The sequence below is a fragment of the Actinokineospora sp. NPDC051303 genome (genome assembly GCF_055586285.1).
Window position 1 is genome coordinate 43,696 of the sequence record NZ_JBVJIN010000027.1, and the last position, 20,236, is coordinate 63,931.

Sequence of the window (20,236 nt, forward strand, 5' to 3'; positions counted from 1 at the left end):
CGCGCCGACCTGGTCACGCTGGGCGAGAGGCGGGCCGGTTCACCCGACCGCATGAGTCGCGGCAGGATAAGACCATGCAAGGGAATCTGCTCGGACCTGACCCCACACTGCTTCCCGACCGCGCCGAGCCGCAAGCCGCGCTGGAGGGCGGCATGGACCCCACCGAGGTCGCCACCTCCTGGCCCGACTTCTCCGAGGCCTGGGCCGCCCTGGCCGAACGGGCGCTCGACGCGGGCGAGCCGATCGCCGCCTACGCCTACGCGCGCACCGGCTACCACCGCGGCCTCGACCAGCTACGCCGCTCCGGGTGGAAGGGCTTTGGCCCGGTGCCGTGGTCGCACCGCCCCAACCAGGGCTTCCTGCGCGCGCTGGCCGCTCTCGCCCGTGCGGCCAAGGCGATCGGCGAGACCGAGGAGTACGAGCGGTGCTCGACGTTCCTCGCCGACTCCGACCCGGCCGCGCCCAAGGCCCTCGGCCTGCTCTGATCAACCGCCCGGGCGGTTGAGGACCCCGACGAGCAGCGAGTGCACGGCGGCGTGGTCGGCGTCGTCGGCGAGCTTGCACTGGCCGCCACGCAGGCGGTACCACTCGTCGGCGCCCGCGTAGCGGACCTTGACGGTGACCACGCCGTCGCCGTCGCTAACCGACCGCAACTCCAGCTCACCGGTGATGACGCCGACCTCCTCGGTCATCACCCCAGGGCCCGCGCTGAACGGGGACGAGTACTCCGACATCGCGTTTCCCTCCGTAGTGCCTGCCGCCCGATCCTCCCCCAACAGCGACGCCCCCGACGGACGAGTCCGGCGGGGGCGTCGCGGTCACCGCTGGGTCAGCAGGTGTTGAGCATGCTCGCCAGCGCCGACTTCTCCGAGGAGTTCACGCTGAGGCCGTAGTTGTACTTCACGTGCGTCCACATCTTCGCGTAGGTGCACCAGTACGAGCTCAGCGGCGGCTTCCAGGTCGCCGGGGTCTGGTCGCCCTTGGCCTGGTTGACGTTGTCGGTGACCGCGATGAGCTGCGGCAGGCTCAGGTCGTTGGCGAACTGCTGCCGCCGCGCGGTCGTCCACGACGACGCGCCCGACCGCCACGCCGCCGCCAGCGGCACCACGTGGTCGATGTCGACATCCGAAGCCAGCGACCAAGTGGCGCCGTCATACGGGCTGTACCAGCGGCCCGAGGTCGCCGCGCAGGACGAGTCGGTCACCACGTTCGAGCCATCCCGCTTGAGCACGGTCTCCCGCGTGTTGCACGCCCCGGAGATGGTGATCCAGTGCGGGAACAGGTCCCGCGAGTAGCCGGTCATCGAACCGTCCGCCCGCACGGTGAGCGCGGCCAACTCCGCCTGCGCGGTGCTCGCGCTCGGAATGTTCGGCGGAGTCGCACTCGCCTCGGCGGTCACTCCGACGAGGAGCGCGAGCGACAGGAGTAAGGAGCCCAGTAGTGCCCTGGTTTTCGACATGGTTCCTCCGGTGGCAGGGGATCACGCGGTGCCGTCCAACCGTGTCGAGGCCAGGTGGAGATCGTTATACCTTTGGGTGACACCCCGACGACTTACTGTAAAAGCTCTCGGTGTGCCAGGGGTCGCTTAACAGGGGTTGCTCTCACTGAATAGGGGCATTGCAGGCGCCCCGCTTGTACACCAACTTTCTTGCCTGCCCGCGCCAGTTATCCACATACCCGAAAGCTGTCCACAGATTTCGCCGCCCCCTTCCGCCCACCCCCAGAGCCGATAGACTGGAGCGGGGCGGCCCCCCGGGGAGGGTGGGGTTTGTTGTGGGCGGGGGCGGCGGGAGGCGGAAATAGCGGGTCTTCGCCCCGGCCATGCGCAGGCAAGGGCGATTTGGCGGAGGAACTCACCCCGCGCGTGCGCGGGGAAGACTTCCTGTTGGGGCCGCCGGACAGGCCGATGTTCGGAACACCCCCGAGTGCGCGGGGAAGACGGCGAGTCTCGCCGAGTCGGGCCGGTCCTGGGAACAGCCCCGCGTGCGCCGGGAAGACCAGTCCTCCAGGTCTTGCAGTTCGATTCGGAAGGGAACAGCCCCGCGTGCGCGGGGAAGACCGACACCCCCCGACGAGCGCCGACGCCCTGAGCGGAACAGCCCCGCGTGCGCGGGGAAGACGCCCGTGCGCGACGCCGCCGTACCAGGGGGTGGCGGAACAGCCCCGCGTGCGCGGGGAAGACGGAGGTCAGTGCGGGACGAAACTGCACGTCACCGGAACAGCCCCGCGTGCGCGGGGAAGGCACTTGTTGACCAGCGGGTTCACGAACTGGAACGGTGTTTTGGATTCACTTTTGGTCGAGCGCGGAGCTTGTGTCCACCCGCTCGGTGGGCGTGTCGGCGGTTTCGGGTCACAGAACTCCGCGGGCCACTCGTAGGTCTTCTGTGTGTCGGTACCAAGTCCACTTTCCCACTTCCTTCGCCATGCCGTCGCGGACGAGCCTGGTGGGTACGCAGCCGATCTGGAAGGCGCGACCCGTGAACGTCTCCGTTCGCTTGCCCAGCAACCCGCCGCGTACCACCCGCGCGACCAAACCCGCGCCGCCCATCAGGTCGGGGGTGACCTCGATGCGTTTGGCGCGGCCGCGTAGGGCGGTGGCGTCGTCGCAGTAGGCCACGCCTTGGGGGTGGTCGAGGGTGCCTCGGCCGACGAGGACGCCGCCCGCGTCGTCGCGGATCAGGGGGATGGAGTCGATGTCGCCGGTCAGGGCCACTTGGGCGCGGAGTTCCAGGTCGCTGGGCAGGTTCCAGAGGTCGGGGATGGCGGACGGGGCGGTGGGGAGGTAGCCGATGGGGGTGTCGGCTAGGCGGTCGGTTCGCATGAGCCGCAGGACTATCGCGGCGAGGTCGGCGTCGGTGCCGAGCACGATCAGGCGGTCGCCGTCGGTGGTGGCGAGCAGTGGGTCGACGTCGGATCGGCCGGGGGTGGCGGGCAGTTCCCGCCACCGCAGGTCGTCACGCTGGGTGAGGGTCCGCGGGCGGCCAGTGGCGGCCGCGTTTCCGCAGGCCAGCACGAGTGCGCTCACTGCTGTCTCCTGGTCTAGTCTCAGTCACCGGCATTCGCCCGAGGAGGCACGGGTACGGGTGTCCACTGGTTTCTCCACACTGCCAACACCTGGAGTTTCACATGCCGGCAATCGTGCTGATCGGCGCCCAATGGGGCGACGAGGGCAAGGGAAAGGCGACCGACCTGCTTGGCGAGCGCGTCCAGTGGGTCGTGCGGTACCAGGGCGGGAACAACGCCGGGCACACGGTGGTGCTGCCGGACGGGCAGGACTTCGCGCTGCACCTGATTCCCTCGGGCATCCTCACCCCGGGCGTGACCAACGTCATCGGCAACGGCGTCGTGGTCGACCCGAGCGTGCTGCTCAAGGAGCTGGCTGGGCTGGAAGACCGCGCCGTCGACACCTCGGGGCTGCTCATCTCCGCCGACGCGCACCTGATCATGCCGTACCACGTGGCCATCGATAAGGTCACGGAGCGCTACCTGGGCAAGGCCAAGATCGGCACCACCGGCCGAGGCATCGGCCCGGCGTACCAGGACAAGGTGGCCCGGGTCGGGGTGCGGGTGCAGGACCTGCTGGACGAGAAGATCCTCCGGCAGAAGGTCGAGGCGGCCCTCGACGTCAAGAACCAGATGCTGGTGAAGATCTACAACCGCAAGGCGCTCGACCCGGACCAGGTCGTGGACGAGGTGCTGGCGTCCGGGGAGAAGTTCGCCCACCGCATCGCCGACACCCGGCTGCTGCTCAACCAGGCGCTGGAGCGCGGCGAGACGGTGCTGCTGGAGGGCTCGCAGGGCACCCTGCTCGACGTCGACCACGGCACCTACCCGTTCGTCACCTCGTCCAACCCGACCTCCGGCGGCGCGAGCGCGGGCTCCGGCATCGGCCCGACCCGGATCACCACGGTGATCGGCATCCTCAAGGCGTACACGACCCGCGTCGGCTCCGGCCCGTTCCCCACCGAGCTGGACGACGAGATGGGCGAGCGGCTGCGCAAGGTGGGCGGCGAGGTCGGCGTGACCACCAAGCGGCTGCGCCGCACCGGCTGGTTCGACGCGGTGATCGCCCGCTACGCCAGCCGGGTCAACGGCATCACCGACTACTTCCTCACCAAGCTCGACGTGCTTTCCGGCCTGGACACCGTTCCGGTGTGCGTGGCGTACGAAGTGGACGGTCGCCGGGTGGACGACATGCCGATGACCCAGACCGACGTGCACCACGCGGTGCCGGTGTACGAGGAAATGCCGGGCTGGTGGGAGGACATCAGCGAGTGCCGCTCGTATGACGAGTTGCCCGCCAACGCGCGCGCCTACGTGGAGCGGATCGAGGAACTGGCGGGGGCCCGGGTGTCCGCGGTCGGGGTCGGCCCCGGCCGTGAGCAGACCATCGTCCGCCACCAGATGGCCTGACTCTCGCCGCCGCCCCGGACCCGCGTCACTTGCGGGCCAGGGCGGCTTCCTCCAGGTCCAGTTCCCGCTGGACCCGCCGCAGGATCTCGTCGTCGATCTCGCCGCGGTCGCGGGCGGCGACGAACACGGCGCGTTCCGCGCTGAGCATTTCGCGGCGGACGCGGCGGAACGCGGCGGCCGGGTTCTCGGTGTCCTGGCGTCCGAGGCGTTCCCACGCGGCGTTTCCCCGGTGTTCGGCGAGTCCCCGCAGGCGGTCCGTGAGGTGCCGGGGCGTTCCCCCCTCGGCGGTGATCTCGTCCAGGCGGGCGAGGGCGGCGCGGGCGGCCTCGTTCTGCACCTGGGCTTCGGCGAGGGCGCGGTCTTGGCCGTCCTCCGCGCGCACGCCGAGGCCGCGGATCAGCGCGGGCAGGGTCATGCCCTGCAACAGCAGGGTGCCCACGGTGACCACGAACGCGAGCAGCACCACCACCTCGCGCCCCGGCATGTCCAGCGGGATCGCCGCCGCCGCGGCCAGCGACACCACGCCGCGCATCCCCGCCCACGAGATCACGGTGATCTGCCGCCAGCCCGGCGGGTTCTTCTCCCGCCGCCGGATGTGCGGGAAGAGCCACCGGGGGACGTAGGCGCTGGGGAACATCCACACGAACCGGCTCACGATCACCGCCAGCAGCACGCCCACCGACGCGGCGACCAGGTCCCAGTCCGGTCGCGCGTCGGACACCACCGCCCGCAGTTGCAACCCGATCAGCGCGAACACCAGCGACTCCAGCAGCACGTCCAGCGACTGCCAGACCGCCGTCTCCTGCAGCCGGGTCGCGAAACCGGCCTGGGTGGCGTTGTGCCCGAGGTACAGCCCGGCCGCCACGACCGCCAGCACGCCCGAGGTGTGTGCTTCCTCGGCCAGCAGGTAAGCGCCGAACGGCACGAGCAGCCCCAGCGCGCTCTCCAGGATGCCGTCGCCGAGCCGGAGGCGGATCGCGTGCACGACGACGCCCAGGACCAGGCCGACGAGCACGCCGCCGATCGAGGTCACCAGCAGCGTGACGACCCCGTCGGTCCAACTGAACGCCGCCACGCCCGCCACGGCTACCTTGAACGCGGTAAGCGCGGTCGCGTCGTTGCCCAGGCTTTCGCCGGTGAGCAGCGTCATCGCCCGCCTCGGCAGCCCCAGTTTCCGGCCGATCGCGACCGCGGCCACCGCGTCCGGCGGCGCCACCACCGCGCCGAGCACCAGCGCCGAGCCCAGCGGCAGCCCCGGGACCAGCAGGTGCGCCACCAGGCCGACCACGGCGGTGGTGAACAGGACCAGCCCTACCGCGAGCAGCCCGATCGGGCGCAGGTTCGCCTTGATGTCGAGATAGGAGCTGTCGAGCGCGGCCGAGTACAGCAGCGGCGCCAGGACGAGGAGCAGGACCAGCTCCGGGTCCACGCGGAACTCCGGCACGCCGGGCACGAAGGACACCACGAGCCCCACCGCGACCAGCACCAGCGGCGCGGGCGCGTCGAACCGCCGGGCCACGGCGGTGACGGCCAGCGCTCCCGCGAGCAGCAGGAGAAGTTCCACGCGCGCCTCCTTCGTCGTCTTGCGCAAGGATTACCCATGCGGGGGCGAGCGGCACGAGAGGAACCGGCCATGACCTGCGAACACGTCGAGACACTGCCCGCGGCGGTCACCCCGGACGCGGTGGACGGGTGCCAGGACTGCCTTGCCGCGGGCGAGCGGGACTGGGTGCACCTGCGGGAGTGCCTGACCTGCGGACACGTCGCCTGCTGCGACTCCAGTCCGCGAAGACACGCCACGGCCCACCACGAGCGCACAGACCACCCGATCGTTCGGTCTTATGAGCCCGGGGAGTCGTGGCGCTGGTGCTTTGTGGACAACCGCGTTGTCTGACATGGACAGAGCGGGTCGTCACCGCACCGGGTGACGACCCGCTCGTGGTGCGGCCCGCGGTCAGCGGCGGGGGAAGGTCTCCGCGCGGGAGGCGACCGCGATGTCCGGGTTGTCGGTGAACACGCCGTCCACCCCCGCTGCCCAGAAGGCGGAAAGCTCGGCGAAGAGGTCGCCGTAGTCCGAGCCCACCGCGGAGGTCCGCAGGCGCGGCGGCAGGAACGAGTTCTCCGCCCGGAACGTGTATGGGTGCACCTTCAGGCCTGCGGCGTGCGCGTCGCCCACGAGCGCGGTCGGCGCGGCCAGGCCGCCGGTCGCGTCCCGCGGGACGACCTGGTCCTTGGCCGGGCCGATGCCGTGCGCGTACTCGGCGATCTCGCGCAGGCCAGCCGGAGTGAGCAGGTCGGCGTACTTGCGCGGGTCGCCTGCGGCGACGAAGTCGTACGGGGCGCCCGACGCGGAGGTGAGCTGGATCAGCGGCACCCGCAAGCGCTTGCTCAGCGCCTTGAGGTTCGACACCTCGAAGGACTGCACGAACACCTTCGCGTTCGGCCGGTTCAGGCCGCTGCGCTCCAGCACCTCGACCAGCTTGGGCTCCAGCTCAAGGCCGAGCTCGCGGAAGTAGGTCGGGTGCTTGGTCTCCGGGTAGACCCCGATCTCGCGGCCCAGCTCGCGCGAGAGGCGCTTGCTCAGGTCCACGACCTCCTGGAACGTGGGCACCTGGTGGCGGCCGTTGTGGATCGTGTTCTCCTGCCGCACGTCCGGGATGCGCTCGACCGCGCGCAGCGTGCGCAGCTCGGCGAGGGTGAAGTCCTCGGTCCACCAGCCGGTCACCGACACGCCGTCGAGGACCTTGGTGGCCTTGCGCGCTGCGAACTCCGGGCGCTTGGCGACGTCGGTGGTGCCGCCGATCTCCGGCTCGTGCCGGGCCACCAGCACGCCGTCCTTGGTGGACACCAGGTCGGGCTCGATGTAGTCCGCGCCCATCCGGGCGGCGAGCTCGTAGCTGGCCAGCGTGTGCTCGGGCCGGTAGCCCGACGCGCCGCGGTGGCCGAGGACGAGCGGCGTCGCCCTGCCGTGGCGCTCGGCGTCGGCGGCCTGCTCCGGGGCGGCGGTCGCGGCGCTCATCGTGGCGGAGCCCAGCAGGGCCAGTGCGGACACGGCGACTCCAAGGGTCCGGAAAGCCGATCGCGGCATGGGTGTCCTCCTCGTCGGGGTACGGGGCAACAGTCGCCGCGCGCCGCGACGGGCAAGCCACCGCCGGGCGAAAGCCTGCCCACCGGCGGATGAACGGCGGGAAACTGACCGCGGGTTCAACGCCGCTGACCGAGTGTCGCCGCTGACCGAGTGTCGCCGCCGGGGCGCGCGAAGTCGCTTCTGTGTGACGCCGACCACCGGTAACGTTCGTCGGAGATCCACGCACCGACGAGGAGGACGGTTGGCCCACACCGTCGACCCGCCCGCCGACCGCGCCGCGCTCCTGACCGACGTGGTGGGCGCCCACGACGAGGAACGCCCGTCGCGGCGGCTCACCGGCCGCTGGGAGACCCTCGTCTGGGCCGCCGCCGTCGCCATCGCGCTGCTGGTGCTCAAACAGGTCTTCTGGCCCTTCGCCAAGGGCAACCAGTACTACCTGGTGATCTTCCTCGGGCTTACCTTGCCGCTGGTCTTCCTCTGCTACCGGCCCACGGCTAAACGGCCCGACGACGACAACCCGCGCCTTATCGACTGGCTCTTATCCGTAACCGCCTTGCTCGTTGGGCTCTATCCGGTCCTGCCCTTCGGCGGCGGCGGGTTCGCGGGCGGCTACGACGCCTTCCTCGACCGGCCGGTGCTGTCCACCGCCGACGTCGTCGCGGGCGCGCTGCTGCTGGTCCTCGTGCTGGAGGCCACCCGCAGGACCACCGGCCCCGTCCTGCCGATCGTCTGCCTCGTCTTCCTCGCGTTCGCCTACTACGGCGGCTACCTCCCGCAGGACTGGGGCTTCGCGCACGCGGGCATCGACTTCCCGCAGATCGTCAACGCGCTGTTCAACGAGCAGAGCGGCTTCTACGGCGTCCCGCTCGACGTCGCCGCGACCTACATCGTGCTGTTCACCATCTACGGCGCGGTCCTCACCGCGGCGGGCGCGGGCCCGTTCTTCGTGGACTTCAGCTTCGCCCTGTTCCGCCGCTCCCGGACCGCCGCGGGCCGCACGGCCGCGCTTTCCGGGTTCCTCTTGGGCACTGTCTCGGGCTCGGGAACCGCGACCACGGTAAGCCTGGGAGCCATCACCTGGCCCGTCTTACGCAAGGCGGGCTATCCGCGCGAGAACGCGGGCGGACTGCTCGCCGCTTCCGGCATCGGCGCGATCCTGTCGCCGCCCACCCTGGGCGCCGCGGCGTTCATCATCGCCGAGTACCTGCAAACCTCTTATCTCACCGTGCTCGTCTGGGCGATCGTCCCGACGCTGCTCTACTACCTGGGGATCGTCTTCGCCGTCGAGGCCGACGCCCGCCGGTTCGGCGCGAAACCGGTCCACGTGGAGTCCCCCGGCGTGTGGCCGCTGCTCAAGCGCGGCGGATACCACTTCGCGTCGCTGGCGATCATCGTCGTGTTCCTCGCGCTGGACATCCCGCCGTTCACCGCCGTCGTCTACGCGACCGGCGTCGCAGCCCTGTTCGCCATCGTGGCCCGGTCTCTGCAAACGGGCTTCTCTTGGCCACTCGTGCGGGACTGGGTTCGCGACCTGGCGAACGCGCTGGCCGAGGGCGTGCGCGGCGCGCTGCCGGTGATCGCGGTCTGCGCGGCGGCGGGCGTGATCACCTCCACGATCACCAAGACCGGCCTCGGCCTCGAACTCGCCGCCGCCCTGGTGGACGCCGCCAACGCGCTGGCGACCAACCCGACCGTCGTCCTCGCGCTGACCGTGGTGTTTTCCGCCGTCGCGGTAAGCGTCCTAGGGCTCGCCGTGCCGGTGACCGCGTCGTTCATCATCTCGTGGGTCGTGCTGGGCCCAGCCCTGGTCGACCTGGGCGTCGCGCCCGCCGAGACGGCGATGTTCATCTTCTACTACGCGGTCCTGTCCGAGGTCACGCCGCCGACAGCGCTCGCCGCGGTGGCCGCCGCCGCGATTACCGGCGGCTCGGTAATCCGGACTATGTGGCAGACCTGGAAATACACGCTGCCCGCGTTCCTCGTGCCGATCGCGTTCGTGCTCACCGACAACGGCTCGGCCCTGCTGCTCCAGCGCCCGGTCGGCGACGTGCTGTGGGTGACGGCCGCGTCCGCGGCGGGCGTGGCCGCGCTGGCCGTGGTGACCGGCGGCTGGCTGTTCGGCCCGGCGCGGTGGCCCGAACGCGCCCTGTGCGTGCCCGCCGCGCTGCTGTTGCTCTACCTCCAGCCGTTGTCGGTCGGCCTCGGCCTCGGACTGCTCGCGCTGGCGGTCGCCGTGAACCTCATTACCCGCCCCAAGACAGCCCAAGAGGAGAACGCCCATGCGTAACCGAGTCGTGCTTACCGCCGTCGCGGTAGCCCTGGTCGCGGCAGGCTGCGGCGGCAAACGCGCCGACACCGGCGCGACCGCCGCGAACGGCGCCTGCGAGACCTCCGACGGCCGCGTCACCATCGCCACCGGCAACACCGGCGGCGTCTACTACACCCTCGGCGGCGGCCTCGCCCAGCTCATCAGCGACAACACCAAACTCAAGGCCACCGCCGCCGAGACCGGCGCGTCCGTGCAGAACATCCAGCAACTCGTCGCGGGCGACTACGACGTGGCTTTCTCCCTCGCCGACACCGCCGCCGACGCGGTCAACGGCACCGGCGCGTTCGAGGGCAAGAAGGCGAACATCCGCGCCCTCGCCCGGATCTACCCCAACTCCACCCAGGTCGCCGTGCGCACCGGCAGCGGCATCGCCTCGATCGCCGACATGCGCGGCAAGAAGATCTCCACCGGCTCGCCGAAATCGGGCACCGAGGTCATCGCGAACCGGCTTCTGGAGGCCGCGGGCCTGAACCCGGCCACCGACGTGGCCGCCCAGCGGCTCGCGCTGCGCCCCACCGTCGACGGCATGAAGTCCGGCCAGATCGACGGGCTGTTCTTCTCCGGCGGCCTGCCCGCGCCCGAGCTGACCGACCTGTTCACCTCGATGAAGGGACAGGTCGAGCTGATCGACGTCACCCCGCAGCTCGCCGCCGTGCAAAAGATCAGCCCGGTCTACACCGAAGGCGTCATCCCCAGCGCCACCTACGGCCTGTCCGCCGACGTCAAGACCATCGAAGTGCCCAACCTGCTACTGGTTCGCGACGACTTCGCCGCGGGCAACGCGTGCGCGGTCACCAAGCTCATCGTGGACCGGAAAGCCGACCTCGCGAAGATCCACCCCGCCGCGAACGGCATCGACAAAGCGACCGCGGGCAAGACCGACCCGGTGCCGCTGCACCCCGGCTCCCAGCAGGCCCTCACGGGCTGATTACCGCGCTCCGCCCCGGTGCATCTAGGCTCACCCACCGTGCGTGTCCTCGTCATCGGGTCTGGTGCCCGCGAACATGCCCTGGTCCTCGCGCTGTCGAAGGACCCCGAGGTGGTCGCGCTGGCGTGCGCCCCCGGCAACGCGGGCACCGCCTCCCTGTCGGAGACCTACGGCGTCGACGCGACAGACGCGGCCGCGGTAGTCGAGCTGTCGAAGCTGTGGAAAGCGGACCTCGTCGTCGTCGGACCCGAGGGTCCGCTGGTCGCGGGCGTCGCCGACGCCGTGCGCGCCGCGGGCATCGCCTGCTTCGGCCCCAGCGCCGCGGCCGCCCGCATCGAGGGCTCCAAGGCGTTCGCCAAGGACGTCATGACCACCGCCGGTGTGCCCACCGCGCACAGCGAGGTCGTGGACAACCCCGCCCGCCTCGACGCCGCCCTCGCCCGCTTCGGCCCCACCTGGGTCGTCAAGGACGACGGCCTCGCCGCGGGCAAGGGCGTCGTGGTCACCCGCGACCTCATCAACGCCCGCGCGCACGCCATGACCCTGCTCGACGGCGGCCACCCGGTGCTGCTGGAGTCGTTCCTCGACGGCCCCGAGGTGTCCCTGTTCTGCGTCGTGGACGCCGAGGGCGCGGTCGTCCCGCTGCTGCCCGCCCAGGACTTCAAACGCGTCGGCGACAACGACGCGGGCCCCAACACCGGCGGCATGGGCGCCTACGCACCCCTCCCGTGGACCCCGCCCGGCCTCGTCGACGACGTCGTCGCCCGCATCATCCAGCCGGTCGTCAACGAGATGGCCCGCCGCGGCACCCCGTTCTCCGGCCTCCTCTACGCGGGCCTGGCGCTCACCGAGAACGGCCCGGAGGTCATCGAGTTCAACTGCCGCTTCGGCGACCCGGAAACCCAGTCTGTCCTCGCCCTGCTGCGCAGCCCTCTGTCCGGCCTGCTGCACGCCGCCGCCACCGGCGCCCTCGCCGCCCACCCGCCGCTGGAATGGGCGGACGGCGCCGCGGTCACCGTCGTCATCGCCGCCGACGGCTACCCCGGCCGCCCCCGCACCGGCGACGTCATCACCGGAGCAGAAGCCGAAGGCGTCCTGCACGCGGGCACCCGCCGCCGCGACGACGGCGCCCTGGTCTCCGCGGGCGGCCGCGTCCTCGCCGTCGTCGGCACCGGCGACGACCTCGCCGCCGCCCGCGCCGAGGCCTACCGCAAGGTCGACGCCATCCACCTCCCCGGCTCCCACCACCGCACCGACATCGCCAAACGAGCCCTCGACGGCGAGATCGGCGTCCCTGTCGCCCGATAAGCGGAACCGAACCCCTGGTTTCTCCGTCAAAGTTCAGGTAGGCCACACGACCACGTTGGTAGCCTGCGAACCGAGACGACAACATCACGACGCGTACCGGGGGTGCGTTAGATGAACATCGGCGCCGCAGTCGGCGGCGCGGTAGGCGCGGTCGCGGGAGCGGCCATGCACGCCGCGGACCAACTCCTCAGCAACCTCCCCGGCTCCACCTCCGGCGGCCAGTTCGTCGTCAACCACGAGAACGTCCTCGCCGCGGCCAAGATCATCCAAGACCAGGCCGACGCCCTTGACGACCGGGTAGCCGTCTCAATGGCGTTCTTGAACGTGGTTCCGCCGGGTGAAGACATTGTGAGCGACAAGGTCGCGAAGGAGTGGAACGACCGGCTCGTCTACAACGCGGATTCGTATCGGGCCCGGGTCTTGGAGTACATCCAGAGCCTGTACAACCTGGTCGACCAGTTGGTCGAGAGCGCCAAGAACTACGGCTACAACGAGGACGAGATTGTCGCCACTCTCGGAGGAAGCCGGCGTGCGTAGCCAGGTTCTGTTGTCCGCCGCCGCGCTCCTACTCGTAGGCGCGACCGCGTGCACGAGCACCGACCCCGGGCAGGCGGTCGCTTCGACCGGGGAAACCAGCGCGACCCAGGTCGAGTCCCCAGCACCGAGTTCGTCCGCCCCCGCCAAGCCGACGCCTACTGTGGCGATCCCGCCACGGCCAGCCGAGTTGAAGCTCGATGGCGTTGATCCGTGCGCCTTGATCACTGAACCGCAGTTGACCGAGTTGCACATCACGCGGACGCGGGCCTTGACCGGGACCGCCGAGATCGACCGGGGCCTCAAGCAGTGCGTGCTTTACGCGAGGCCGGATGCTGGCTCCTTGGAGACCGCCTACAACTTTCGGGTCACCGCGGTGACGAACGAGGGAATCGAGGCCTGGCTCACCGGCAAGCGCAACGTGGACGCGCAGTTGACCTCCGTGGCCGGGTACGCCGCCGCCCGCTTCTACCTTCGGGGTGCCACGCAGACGAACAACGCGGACTGCACGTCGTTTGTCGACGTCGCGCAGGGCCAAGGCCTAGAAGTCACCATGACCCCGAACGTGCGGGGCACTTACACGCTGGATCAGATGTGCCAGTTGAGCGAGCAGGCCGCGGGACTGGCCGTGGCGACGTTGCGGGCGTCGAGGTGAGGGGCTGACATGGCAGGGGACAGCGGGCTGGCCGACCTCCGGTTCGAGGGCTACAGCTTGGGCGCTCTCGCCGACCAGTTGGACAAGCTGCGGCAGGGGCCGGGCTCGGAGAGCCTTTTCCAGGCGGTGCAGGCGCTCACGCAGATCGCCGACGGGTTGGCCGAGACGGACAAGGTGTTGCGGGAGCAGTTGGCCGCGATCGGGGTCGCCTGGGAGGGGGCCGCCGCCGAGGGCGGGCATGAGGCCACCCAGAACTCCAGCATCTACGCCGCCGACGCTGTGCCCACCGTGGAGCAGTCGGCGGACGGGGTGAACGAGCAGGGGGACACGTTCTCCAGCACCCGCAACGGCGCCCCGGACGGCAAGCAGCTGCGGGGGCCGACCGAGCTCAACGGGTTCGACCGGTTCGCCGGGGCGCTGGGGCACACGACGGACAACGCGCAGCAGGTGCAGCAGACGCAAGCGGCGCACCAGCAGGCGGTGGCCGCGATGAACGGGTACAGCCAGGGCAGCCAGGCCGCGCTGGGCAGCTACCAGTCGCTGCCGGTGCCGCCGGGGCTGAACCTGGTGGCGAAGCCGAAGCCGACGACCGGGGCGACCTCGGTTCAGGGCTTCTCCTCCGGGAGCGGGTCGTTCACGCCCAGTGGGGCGACCGGGCCGGGGGGTGGCGGGGGCTACCAGGTCCCGCCCGGTGGCGGCGGACCCGGCGGCGGCTTCGCTGGGATCGACCCGGGCAACCCGGGTGGGTCCGGCGGCAATGCCGGTGGCCCTGGCGGTCCCGGCAATCCCAGCAATCCCGGTGGCAACCCGACGCCAAACCTGCCGGGGCGGTCCTCCGGGGTCGGGCCGATCACGCCGGGGCTGCCCGGGATGCCCGGTGGCGGCAACAACTTCGCGGGTCTGCGGCCGGGGTTCTCCGGCGCGCTCATGGGTGACATCGCCGCGGCGGCCGGTATCGCCGGGGCCGGTGGCGCCGGTGCCGCGGCGGGCGCGTCCGCGGAGAAGGACCGGCTGGTCAGGGGTGGCAAGAGCGCCGAGGGCGCGGAGGGTCGCGCGGCGCGCGGGCTGAACGCGGCCGCGGACGTGCCGGAGGAGCAGGCGCGGGCGGCGCGCAACGCGGAGCGGCTCGCCGGTGGCAAGGCGGGGCGGCCCGCGGCGTCGCTGATGCAGCCCGCCGCCGCGGCGGGGGCCGGGGCGCCCGGTGAGGACGACGAGGAGCACGTGCGCAAGTACGGCATCGACTCCGACGACGTCTTCGGCGACGACCGGCTCGTGGTTTCCCCGGTGCTCGGGGAAGACGACTGAGCGTGTCCTTGTCCACCAGCGTCGTCCTCTCCACCCTTGAGTTCGACGTGCTCTGGGAGTCCGAGCGGCTGCCCGCCAAGCACGTCGCGCTCGCCGTCCCCAGTCCCGGCATGACGCACACCGAACGGGCAGAGCTGGTCGCGGGCGCGTTCGACAGCCTGGCGCGGCGCGGGCTGGTCGAGGGCCGCCGGGCGGTGCCCGAGTTGGCCGACTGGCTCAGCCTGCTCGCCCACCCGCAGGTGTGCGTCGACAGCTGGGTGTGGACCGACCACGAGATCAAGGCCCTGGCTGTCGCCTCCGGCGAGCAGGGGATGCTCGCGGTGGTCGACGGGCCGGAGGTCTGGCTGATCCCGGCCAGGGCGACGGCGCTGGCCGAGGCGGCGGTGTCGGTGGCGGGCGAGGCGCCCGCTGGCCCCGGCCGGTCGGTCAGCCTGCCGACGGAGGTGCTGGCCGCGGCCGACGCGCGGTCCGGCGGCAGGCCGCAGAACATGATCACTGAGCTCAGCCAGAACGGCGTGCCGCTCTACGACGCGCAGACCCTCGCCTCGATGTTCACCGGCATGGGCGCGCGCGGCCAGCTCGGCGTCGAGCGCGTCGGCCGGGACCAGCGCAGGCAGCGGGCGGGCCGGGTCGTCGCGTTCCACGACACCGACGCGGGCCGCTACCTGTACCTGGCCAGGCCGAGCAACGACGGTCGCCTGTGGAGCACGGTCACCCCGGCCGACAACGCCCGCTTGGCCGCGTGCGTGTGGGAACTGCTCGACGAGGTCTGAGGAACCAGTCGGCGCCGAGGCCCGTCGAACCGAGCGCACCTGACTGCCGAAGGGGGCGGACATGACTGGCGCGAACTACAACCTCCAGGCCATCGAGCAGTGCAGAGCGGCCGTCGCGGGCCAGGCGGGCCCGATGGCCGCCGCGGGCGACGATCTCCCGCGCGACGCCGACGCGGGCGTGTTCGGCGAGCTGCCCAGTTCGGCGGCGCTGGCCGAGGCCGTCCGGTCGCTGGCGCGGTCCGCGAGCGACGAGCTGGACCGCGCGGGCACGCTCCTGGGCTCGGTGGACCGGGCGCTCGACGCGATCGGGCAGTCGGTGGCGAACACCGAACAGACCGCGGCGACGTCGCTGACGTCGGTGTGAGGGGGAACGCGTGACCGCGAGGGACGCCGTGGCCGGGCTCGGGGGCGCCGCCGCCGAGCTGGCCGAGACCGCGAACAAGGTCTACCGGGCGCAGCCGGGCGCGATGAACGACCTGGGCGCCAAGTTCACCGCCGCCGCGACGGCCACCGCCGATTCGGCGGGCAAGGTCGACGGTTCGGTCAAGCAGCTCGACGTCGCCTGGCAGGGTTCCTCCGCTGACGCGTTCGTCGGCTACATGGGCTCCTTCGCCAAGGCGGGCGCCTCGATCACCGACGCCCTGACTGCCGCCGCGGGCGACTTGAGCGCGGCGGCCACCGGCGTCCAAGGCGCCCGCGACGCCCTGGAAGGCATGTTCGGCGAGCTATATGACAGCGCGACAGCCTGGCTCAACGCCCACCCGGACGCCACGGACGACGAGAAACGCCAGCACGTCGACAGCCTCGTCGGAAGCTACCGGGGCCGCGTCGCCGAGCAGGTCGACAGCGCGGAGCAGGCCGTGTCCGCCGCGGCCTCGGCGCTGAGCGGCCGGGCAGGCGCGATCAACCCCAAGTTCTCCGCCATCCCCGACCCGGGCACGCAGTCCTTCTCCCCGGCCCCCGGCAAGCCGATCGAGTGGACGCCCACCCCGCCGGGCGCCACCTCCCCGGCGAACGCCGACACCTCGCCCCCCGCGCAGGGCTCCCCAAGCGGCAACGGCAACGGCTCGGGGTCGGGCTCCGGAACAGGAACTGGGGCCGGTGGTGGCGGAGGCGGTGGTGGCGGCCTCGGCCCGAGCGGCGGCCCGCCCGCCGGACCCCCGCCCGGCAACGTGCAGGAATGGATCAAACAGGCCATCGCGGAACTGCGCGCCCGCGGCATCAACGTCACCGAAGCCGACGCCCAGCTCATCTGGGAAATCATCCAGCACGAATCCGGCGGAAACCCCAACGCCATCAACAACTGGGACTCGAACGCCGCCAAGGGAACCCCGTCCAAAGGGCTCATGCAATGCATTGATCCGACCTTTGAGGCGTATAAGCTGCCCGGCCACGACAATATCTGGAACCCGGTCGACAATATCTGCGCGGGCGTGAACTACGCGATTTCCCGCTACGGCTCCCTGTCGAATGTCCCCGGTATCAAGGCCACTCACGGTGGCGGCGGATACGTGGGCTACTGAGTGTTCCGGGGCGGGCGGCCCGGGGCGTCACTAGGCTGAGGTCATGCACGCTCACCTGCTCAAAGTCGCCAAGCGCGCGGCTGTGCCGCCGTTTCATGTGATGGATGTGCTCTCGGCGGCCAACGCGCGGCAGCGGGCGCACGGGGACGTGGTGTCGCTGGCGGCGGGGCAGCCATCGACCGGGGCGCCGGAGGGGGTGCGGTTCGCGGCGGCGGCTGCGTTGGGGTCGCTTGAGTTGGGGTACACCGAGCAGTTGGGGGTGCCGGAGTTGCGGGCGGCGATCGCGGGGCATTACGCGAGCCGGTACTCGTTGGATGTCTCGGCGCAGGACGTGGTGGTCACCGCCGGGTCGTCGGGTGGGTTCCTGTTGGCTTTCCTGTCCGCGTTCGACGTGGGTGACCGGGTGGCTCTCGCGCGGCCGGGGTATCCGGCTTACCGGAACATTCTTAGCGCTCTCGGGTGTGAGGTTGTCGAGTTGCCGTGTGACGAGAGCACGCGGTTTCAGCCGACGGTGGCCATGTTGGAGGCGGCCGGGCCGCTCGACGGGCTGATCGTGGCGAGTCCGGCCAATCCGACCGGCACGGTGTTGGCGGTCGCGGAACTCGCGGCGATCGCGGGGTGGTGCGCCGAGCGGGGCGTGCAGCTGGTCAGCGACGAGATTTACCACGGCATCTCTTATGGCGCCGAGACCGCGTCCGCGTGGCAGTTCTCGCGGGAAGCGGTGGTGGTGAACTCGTTTTCCAAGTACTTCGGCATGACCGGGTGGCGGCTGGGGTGGCTGCTGGTCCCGCAGCGCCTGCTCCGCGCGGTGGACTGCCTTACCGGCAACTTCACCATCTGCGCATCCGCGATCGCCCAGCACGCCGCGGTGGCCGCGTTCGACGCGGAGACCTACGCCGAGCAGGACAACCACGTGGCCCGCTACGCCACGAACCGCGGGCTGCTGCTCGACGGCCTCGCCGCGCTGGGCATCGACCGGATAGCCCCCGCTGACGGCGCGTTCTACGCGTACGCCGACGTGTCGCACCTGACGCACGACTCGATGAGCTTCTGTCAGCGGCTGTTGGCCGAGACCGGGCTCGCGATAGTGCCGGGCATCGACTTCGACCCGGAAGACGGCGGCCGGTTCGTCCGGTTCTCCTTCGCTGGGTCCACAGAGGACGTCCAAGAGGCGCTTCGACGGCTCGGCGACTGGCTGCCAGGGCGCTGACCCCAGCGTTGACCCCAGGGGCGTCTCAGGGACAAACCAGGGTGAAACCCGAGGTGGGAACGATCAGGCCGGTGCGATCGTTGTGGCAGGGAACGCAATCGGCGGGGAGGCGGCGGTCATGGTTTTGAAGATCATCGGCGCGGTGATCGTGATCTGGCTGGCGTTCAGCCTGATCGGCTTCATCTTCAAGGCGGTGGGCACGCTGCTGGTCGTCGCCGCGGTGGCGACGCTGGGCGTGGTGGCCTACGGCGCCATCAAGGGCAAGTCCGGCAATCGGCAGATCCGGGGCTGACATCGCTGGTCAGACCGGGTGCCGCCGGGTGAAGATGGCGGCGTGTCGGACGAACCAGCCCCCGGAGAACGTCGGGTCGACCCGCTTGAGCCCCGGCTCTCGGCGTGGGAGGCCCGCACCGACCTGCCGCTGACCGGGCTCGCGGTGGCGTTCCTGGTGGCCTACGCCTGGCAGGTGCTCGACGCGGGCGCGTCGCCGGGGCTGGGGTTCTGGCTGGAAATCTGGCTGTGGGTGGTCTGGGGCGTGTTCGCCGTGGACTATGTGATCCGGCTGGCGCTCGCCCGGCACAAGTGGCGGTTCATCGGGCGGCACCTGTTCGACCTGGTCGTGGTGGCCTTGCCGATGGTGCGGCAGCTGCGGGCGCTGCGGCTCATCACGGTGTTCCGGGTGCTCAACCGGCGGATGGGGACCAGCTTCCGCGGGAAGACGGGCGTCTATGTCGGCGGCACGACGCTGCTGGTGGCGCTGTGCGCGTCGCTGGCCGTGCTCGACGCCGAGCGGCACGCGCCGGAGGCGAGTATCACCACCTTCGGCGACGCCCTGTGGTGGACGCTCACCACGATCTCCACCGTCGGCTACGGCGACCACTACCCGGTCACGGTCGAGGGCAGGCTGGTGGCGGGGGCGCTGATGGTCGGCGGGATCGCCCTGCTCGGTGTGGTGACCGGTGTCATCGCGTCCTGGTTCGTGGAGAAGATCGCGGGCGCCGAGCAGTCCATCGAGGACACCACCCGCGCCGAGGTGCGGCTGCTGCGCGACGAGCTGGCCCAGCTGCGGGCCGAGCTGCTGCTCACCCGCGAGCGGGCTGGGCTGGACTCGCCGACGCCGGACTCCCCGACGCGCTGATCCGGCGCAGCGCCTCGGCGATGTCGAGCGCGGGCACGTCCCGGTGGGTGACGAACCGGATCGCGCCCGCCGCCTCGACCGCGAGCACCCCCACCCGGTCCAGCGCGGCCAGGGTGACCGCGGTGTCCGGCACCGTGGCGATGACGATGTTGGTCTCCGGCCGCCGCACCGCCCAGCCCAACTCGGCGAGCCCGTCGGCCAGCAGCAGGGCGTTGGCGTGGTCGGTGACCAGGTCCTCGACCCGCTCCAGCGCCAGCAGCCCCGCCGCGGCCAGCACACCGCCCTGCCGCACACCCCCGCCGAGCATCTTGCGCACCCGCCGCGCCTCGGCCACGAACGCGGTCGGCCCGGCCAGCACCGATCCCACGGGCGCGCCCAGCCCCTTGCTCAGGCAGGTCTGCACGGTGTCCACGCCCACGGTCAGCGCCGCGGGCGGCACCCCGAGCGCGACGGCGGCGTTCCACAGCCGCGCCCCGTCGAGGTGCACCCGCATCCCGACGTCGCGGGCGGCGGCCACCAGCTTGGCGTGCTCGTCGGGCGGGGTCACCGTGCCGCCCGCGAAGTTGTGCGTGTTCTCCAGGCACAGCAGCCGGGTGCGCAGCGCGTAGTAGGGCGTCGCGCCCGCGGTCGCGAACGCGCGCACATCGTCGGCGCTGATCCGGCCCGGGCCCAGGGCCCACTCCAGGGGCTGCGGCATCCCGCCCGCGAGCCACGCCGCCGTGCCCAGCTCGGCTTCCAGCACGTGCGCGCCGCGCGGCGCGAGGAACCGGTCGCCGCGGCGCAGGTGGATCATCAGGGCGATCAGGTTGCCCATGGTCCCGCTCGGCACCCACAGCGCTGCGGCCATGCCGAGCTTGACCGCGATCTCCTCTTCGAGCCTGCGCATCGTGGGGTCGTGGTCGAGCACGTCGTCGCCGACCTCGGCGGCCGACATCGCCACCCGCATGGTCTCGTCCGGTCGGGTGACGGTGTCCGAGCGGAGGTCGATCAGCCGTGGGGAAGTCACGATCCGATCACACCACAGTCGGCAAT

General features: G+C 71.3%; 21 protein-coding genes and 1 CRISPR repeat array. Of the genes, 15 read left to right on the forward strand and 6 right to left on the reverse strand.

What is annotated here, in order from left to right; translation table 11 throughout:
• Positions 1-74: 74 nt before the first annotated feature.
• A complete protein-coding gene (locus ACZ6SD_RS20870) occupies positions 75-485 on the forward strand; it encodes a DUF3151 domain-containing protein (protein ID WP_465318613.1) in 411 nt (136 codons plus the stop codon).
• On the opposite strand, the gene ACZ6SD_RS20875 is transcribed toward ACZ6SD_RS20870, so the two are convergent.
• The 3 genes from ACZ6SD_RS20875 to ACZ6SD_RS20885 form a co-directional block, all read right to left on the reverse strand.
• Positions 486-734 (reverse strand): hypothetical protein, encoded by a 249-nt coding sequence (locus tag ACZ6SD_RS20875; RefSeq protein ID WP_465318614.1) that lies wholly within the window; start codon positions 732-734, stop codon positions 486-488.
• 95 nt (positions 735-829) lie between these two features.
• Entirely contained in the window at positions 830-1,459 is a 630-nt protein-coding gene (locus ACZ6SD_RS20880; RefSeq protein WP_465318615.1) for a GmrSD restriction endonuclease domain-containing protein, read from the reverse strand.
• A 453-nt stretch (positions 1,460-1,912) separates the two neighbouring features.
• Positions 1,913-2,243: direct repeats of the CRISPR family, unit length 28 nt; unit sequence GGAACAGCCCCGCGTGCGCGGGGAAGAC.
• 107 nt (positions 2,244-2,350) lie between these two features.
• Positions 2,351-3,025 (reverse strand): hypothetical protein, encoded by a 675-nt coding sequence (locus ACZ6SD_RS20885; RefSeq protein ID WP_465318616.1) that lies wholly within the window; start codon positions 3,023-3,025, stop codon positions 2,351-2,353.
• 101 nt (positions 3,026-3,126) lie between these two features.
• Between ACZ6SD_RS20885 and ACZ6SD_RS20890 the strand changes: the two genes are divergently transcribed.
• The gene (locus ACZ6SD_RS20890; protein ID WP_465318617.1) at positions 3,127-4,413 is read left to right on the forward strand and encodes an adenylosuccinate synthase; all 1,287 of its coding nucleotides are present in this window, start codon (positions 3,127-3,129) and stop codon (positions 4,411-4,413) included.
• 25 nt (positions 4,414-4,438) lie between these two features.
• On the opposite strand, the gene ACZ6SD_RS20895 is transcribed toward ACZ6SD_RS20890, so the two are convergent.
• Positions 4,439-5,977: a Na+/H+ antiporter gene (locus ACZ6SD_RS20895; protein WP_465318618.1), complete on the reverse strand. Its 1,539-nt coding sequence runs from the start codon at positions 5,975-5,977 to the stop codon at positions 4,439-4,441.
• A gap of 69 nt (positions 5,978-6,046) precedes the next feature.
• Between ACZ6SD_RS20895 and ACZ6SD_RS20900 the strand changes: the two genes are divergently transcribed.
• Positions 6,047-6,307 (forward strand): UBP-type zinc finger domain-containing protein, encoded by a 261-nt coding sequence (locus ACZ6SD_RS20900; protein ID WP_465318619.1) that lies wholly within the window; start codon positions 6,047-6,049, stop codon positions 6,305-6,307.
• A 60-nt stretch (positions 6,308-6,367) separates the two neighbouring features.
• Here ACZ6SD_RS20900 and ACZ6SD_RS20905 read toward each other — a convergent pair whose 3' ends face one another.
• Positions 6,368-7,432, reverse strand: coding sequence for a glycerophosphodiester phosphodiesterase (locus tag ACZ6SD_RS20905; RefSeq protein WP_465318666.1), 1,065 nt, complete (start codon positions 7,430-7,432; stop codon positions 6,368-6,370).
• Positions 7,433-7,742: 310 nt separating this feature from the next.
• On the opposite strand from ACZ6SD_RS20905, the gene ACZ6SD_RS20910 reads away from it, so the two are divergent.
• The 12 genes from ACZ6SD_RS20910 to ACZ6SD_RS20965 all read left to right on the forward strand — a co-directional run bounded on the left by ACZ6SD_RS20910 (position 7,743) and on the right by ACZ6SD_RS20965 (position 19,204).
• A complete protein-coding gene (locus tag ACZ6SD_RS20910) occupies positions 7,743-9,788 on the forward strand; it encodes a TRAP transporter permease (RefSeq protein WP_465318620.1) in 2,046 nt (681 codons plus the stop codon).
• Positions 9,781-10,758, forward strand: a complete 978-nt coding sequence (locus ACZ6SD_RS20915) for a TAXI family TRAP transporter solute-binding subunit (RefSeq protein WP_465318621.1) — start codon at positions 9,781-9,783, stop codon at positions 10,756-10,758. The genes ACZ6SD_RS20910 and ACZ6SD_RS20915 overlap by 8 nt, the downstream gene beginning before the upstream one ends.
• 39 nt (positions 10,759-10,797) lie before the next feature.
• A complete protein-coding gene (gene purD / locus ACZ6SD_RS20920) occupies positions 10,798-12,066 on the forward strand; it encodes a phosphoribosylamine--glycine ligase (RefSeq protein WP_465318622.1) in 1,269 nt (422 codons plus the stop codon).
• A gap of 111 nt (positions 12,067-12,177) precedes the next feature.
• Positions 12,178-12,603 (forward strand): PE domain-containing protein, encoded by a 426-nt coding sequence (locus tag ACZ6SD_RS20925; protein ID WP_465318623.1) that lies wholly within the window; start codon positions 12,178-12,180, stop codon positions 12,601-12,603.
• The gene (locus ACZ6SD_RS20930; RefSeq protein WP_465318624.1) at positions 12,596-13,255 is read left to right on the forward strand and encodes a DUF3558 domain-containing protein; all 660 of its coding nucleotides are present in this window, start codon (positions 12,596-12,598) and stop codon (positions 13,253-13,255) included. The genes ACZ6SD_RS20925 and ACZ6SD_RS20930 overlap by 8 nt, the downstream gene beginning before the upstream one ends.
• 9 nt (positions 13,256-13,264) lie before the next feature.
• Entirely contained in the window at positions 13,265-14,560 is a 1,296-nt protein-coding gene (locus ACZ6SD_RS20935; RefSeq protein WP_465318625.1) for a PPE domain-containing protein, read from the forward strand.
• On the forward strand, positions 14,557-15,333 hold the full coding sequence (locus tag ACZ6SD_RS20940) for an ESX secretion-associated protein EspG (RefSeq protein ID WP_465318667.1): 777 nt from the start codon (positions 14,557-14,559) through the stop codon (positions 15,331-15,333). The genes ACZ6SD_RS20935 and ACZ6SD_RS20940 overlap by 4 nt, the downstream gene beginning before the upstream one ends.
• 61 nt (positions 15,334-15,394) lie before the next feature.
• Positions 15,395-15,697, forward strand: coding sequence for a hypothetical protein (locus ACZ6SD_RS20945; protein WP_465318626.1), 303 nt, complete (start codon positions 15,395-15,397; stop codon positions 15,695-15,697).
• A 10-nt stretch (positions 15,698-15,707) separates the two neighbouring features.
• Positions 15,708-16,856 (forward strand): transglycosylase SLT domain-containing protein, encoded by a 1,149-nt coding sequence (locus ACZ6SD_RS20950; RefSeq protein ID WP_465318627.1) that lies wholly within the window; start codon positions 15,708-15,710, stop codon positions 16,854-16,856.
• Between the two features lie 43 nt (positions 16,857-16,899).
• Positions 16,900-18,066, forward strand: coding sequence for an aminotransferase class I/II-fold pyridoxal phosphate-dependent enzyme (locus ACZ6SD_RS20955; RefSeq protein ID WP_465318628.1), 1,167 nt, complete (start codon positions 16,900-16,902; stop codon positions 18,064-18,066).
• Between the two features lie 118 nt (positions 18,067-18,184).
• Positions 18,185-18,358 carry a hypothetical protein gene (locus ACZ6SD_RS20960; RefSeq protein ID WP_465318629.1) on the forward strand — a complete coding sequence of 58 codons (174 nt, stop codon included), beginning with the start codon at positions 18,185-18,187 and terminating at the stop codon, positions 18,356-18,358.
• A 42-nt stretch (positions 18,359-18,400) separates the two neighbouring features.
• Positions 18,401-19,204, forward strand: a complete 804-nt coding sequence (locus tag ACZ6SD_RS20965; RefSeq protein WP_465318630.1) for a potassium channel family protein — start codon at positions 18,401-18,403, stop codon at positions 19,202-19,204.
• On the opposite strand, the gene ACZ6SD_RS20970 is transcribed toward ACZ6SD_RS20965, so the two are convergent.
• On the reverse strand, positions 19,149-20,210 hold the full coding sequence (locus tag ACZ6SD_RS20970) for a threonine aldolase family protein (protein WP_465318631.1): 1,062 nt from the start codon (positions 20,208-20,210) through the stop codon (positions 19,149-19,151). The two genes, ACZ6SD_RS20965 and ACZ6SD_RS20970, sit on opposite strands and share 56 nt — an antisense overlap.
• Positions 20,211-20,236 lie beyond the last annotated feature (26 nt).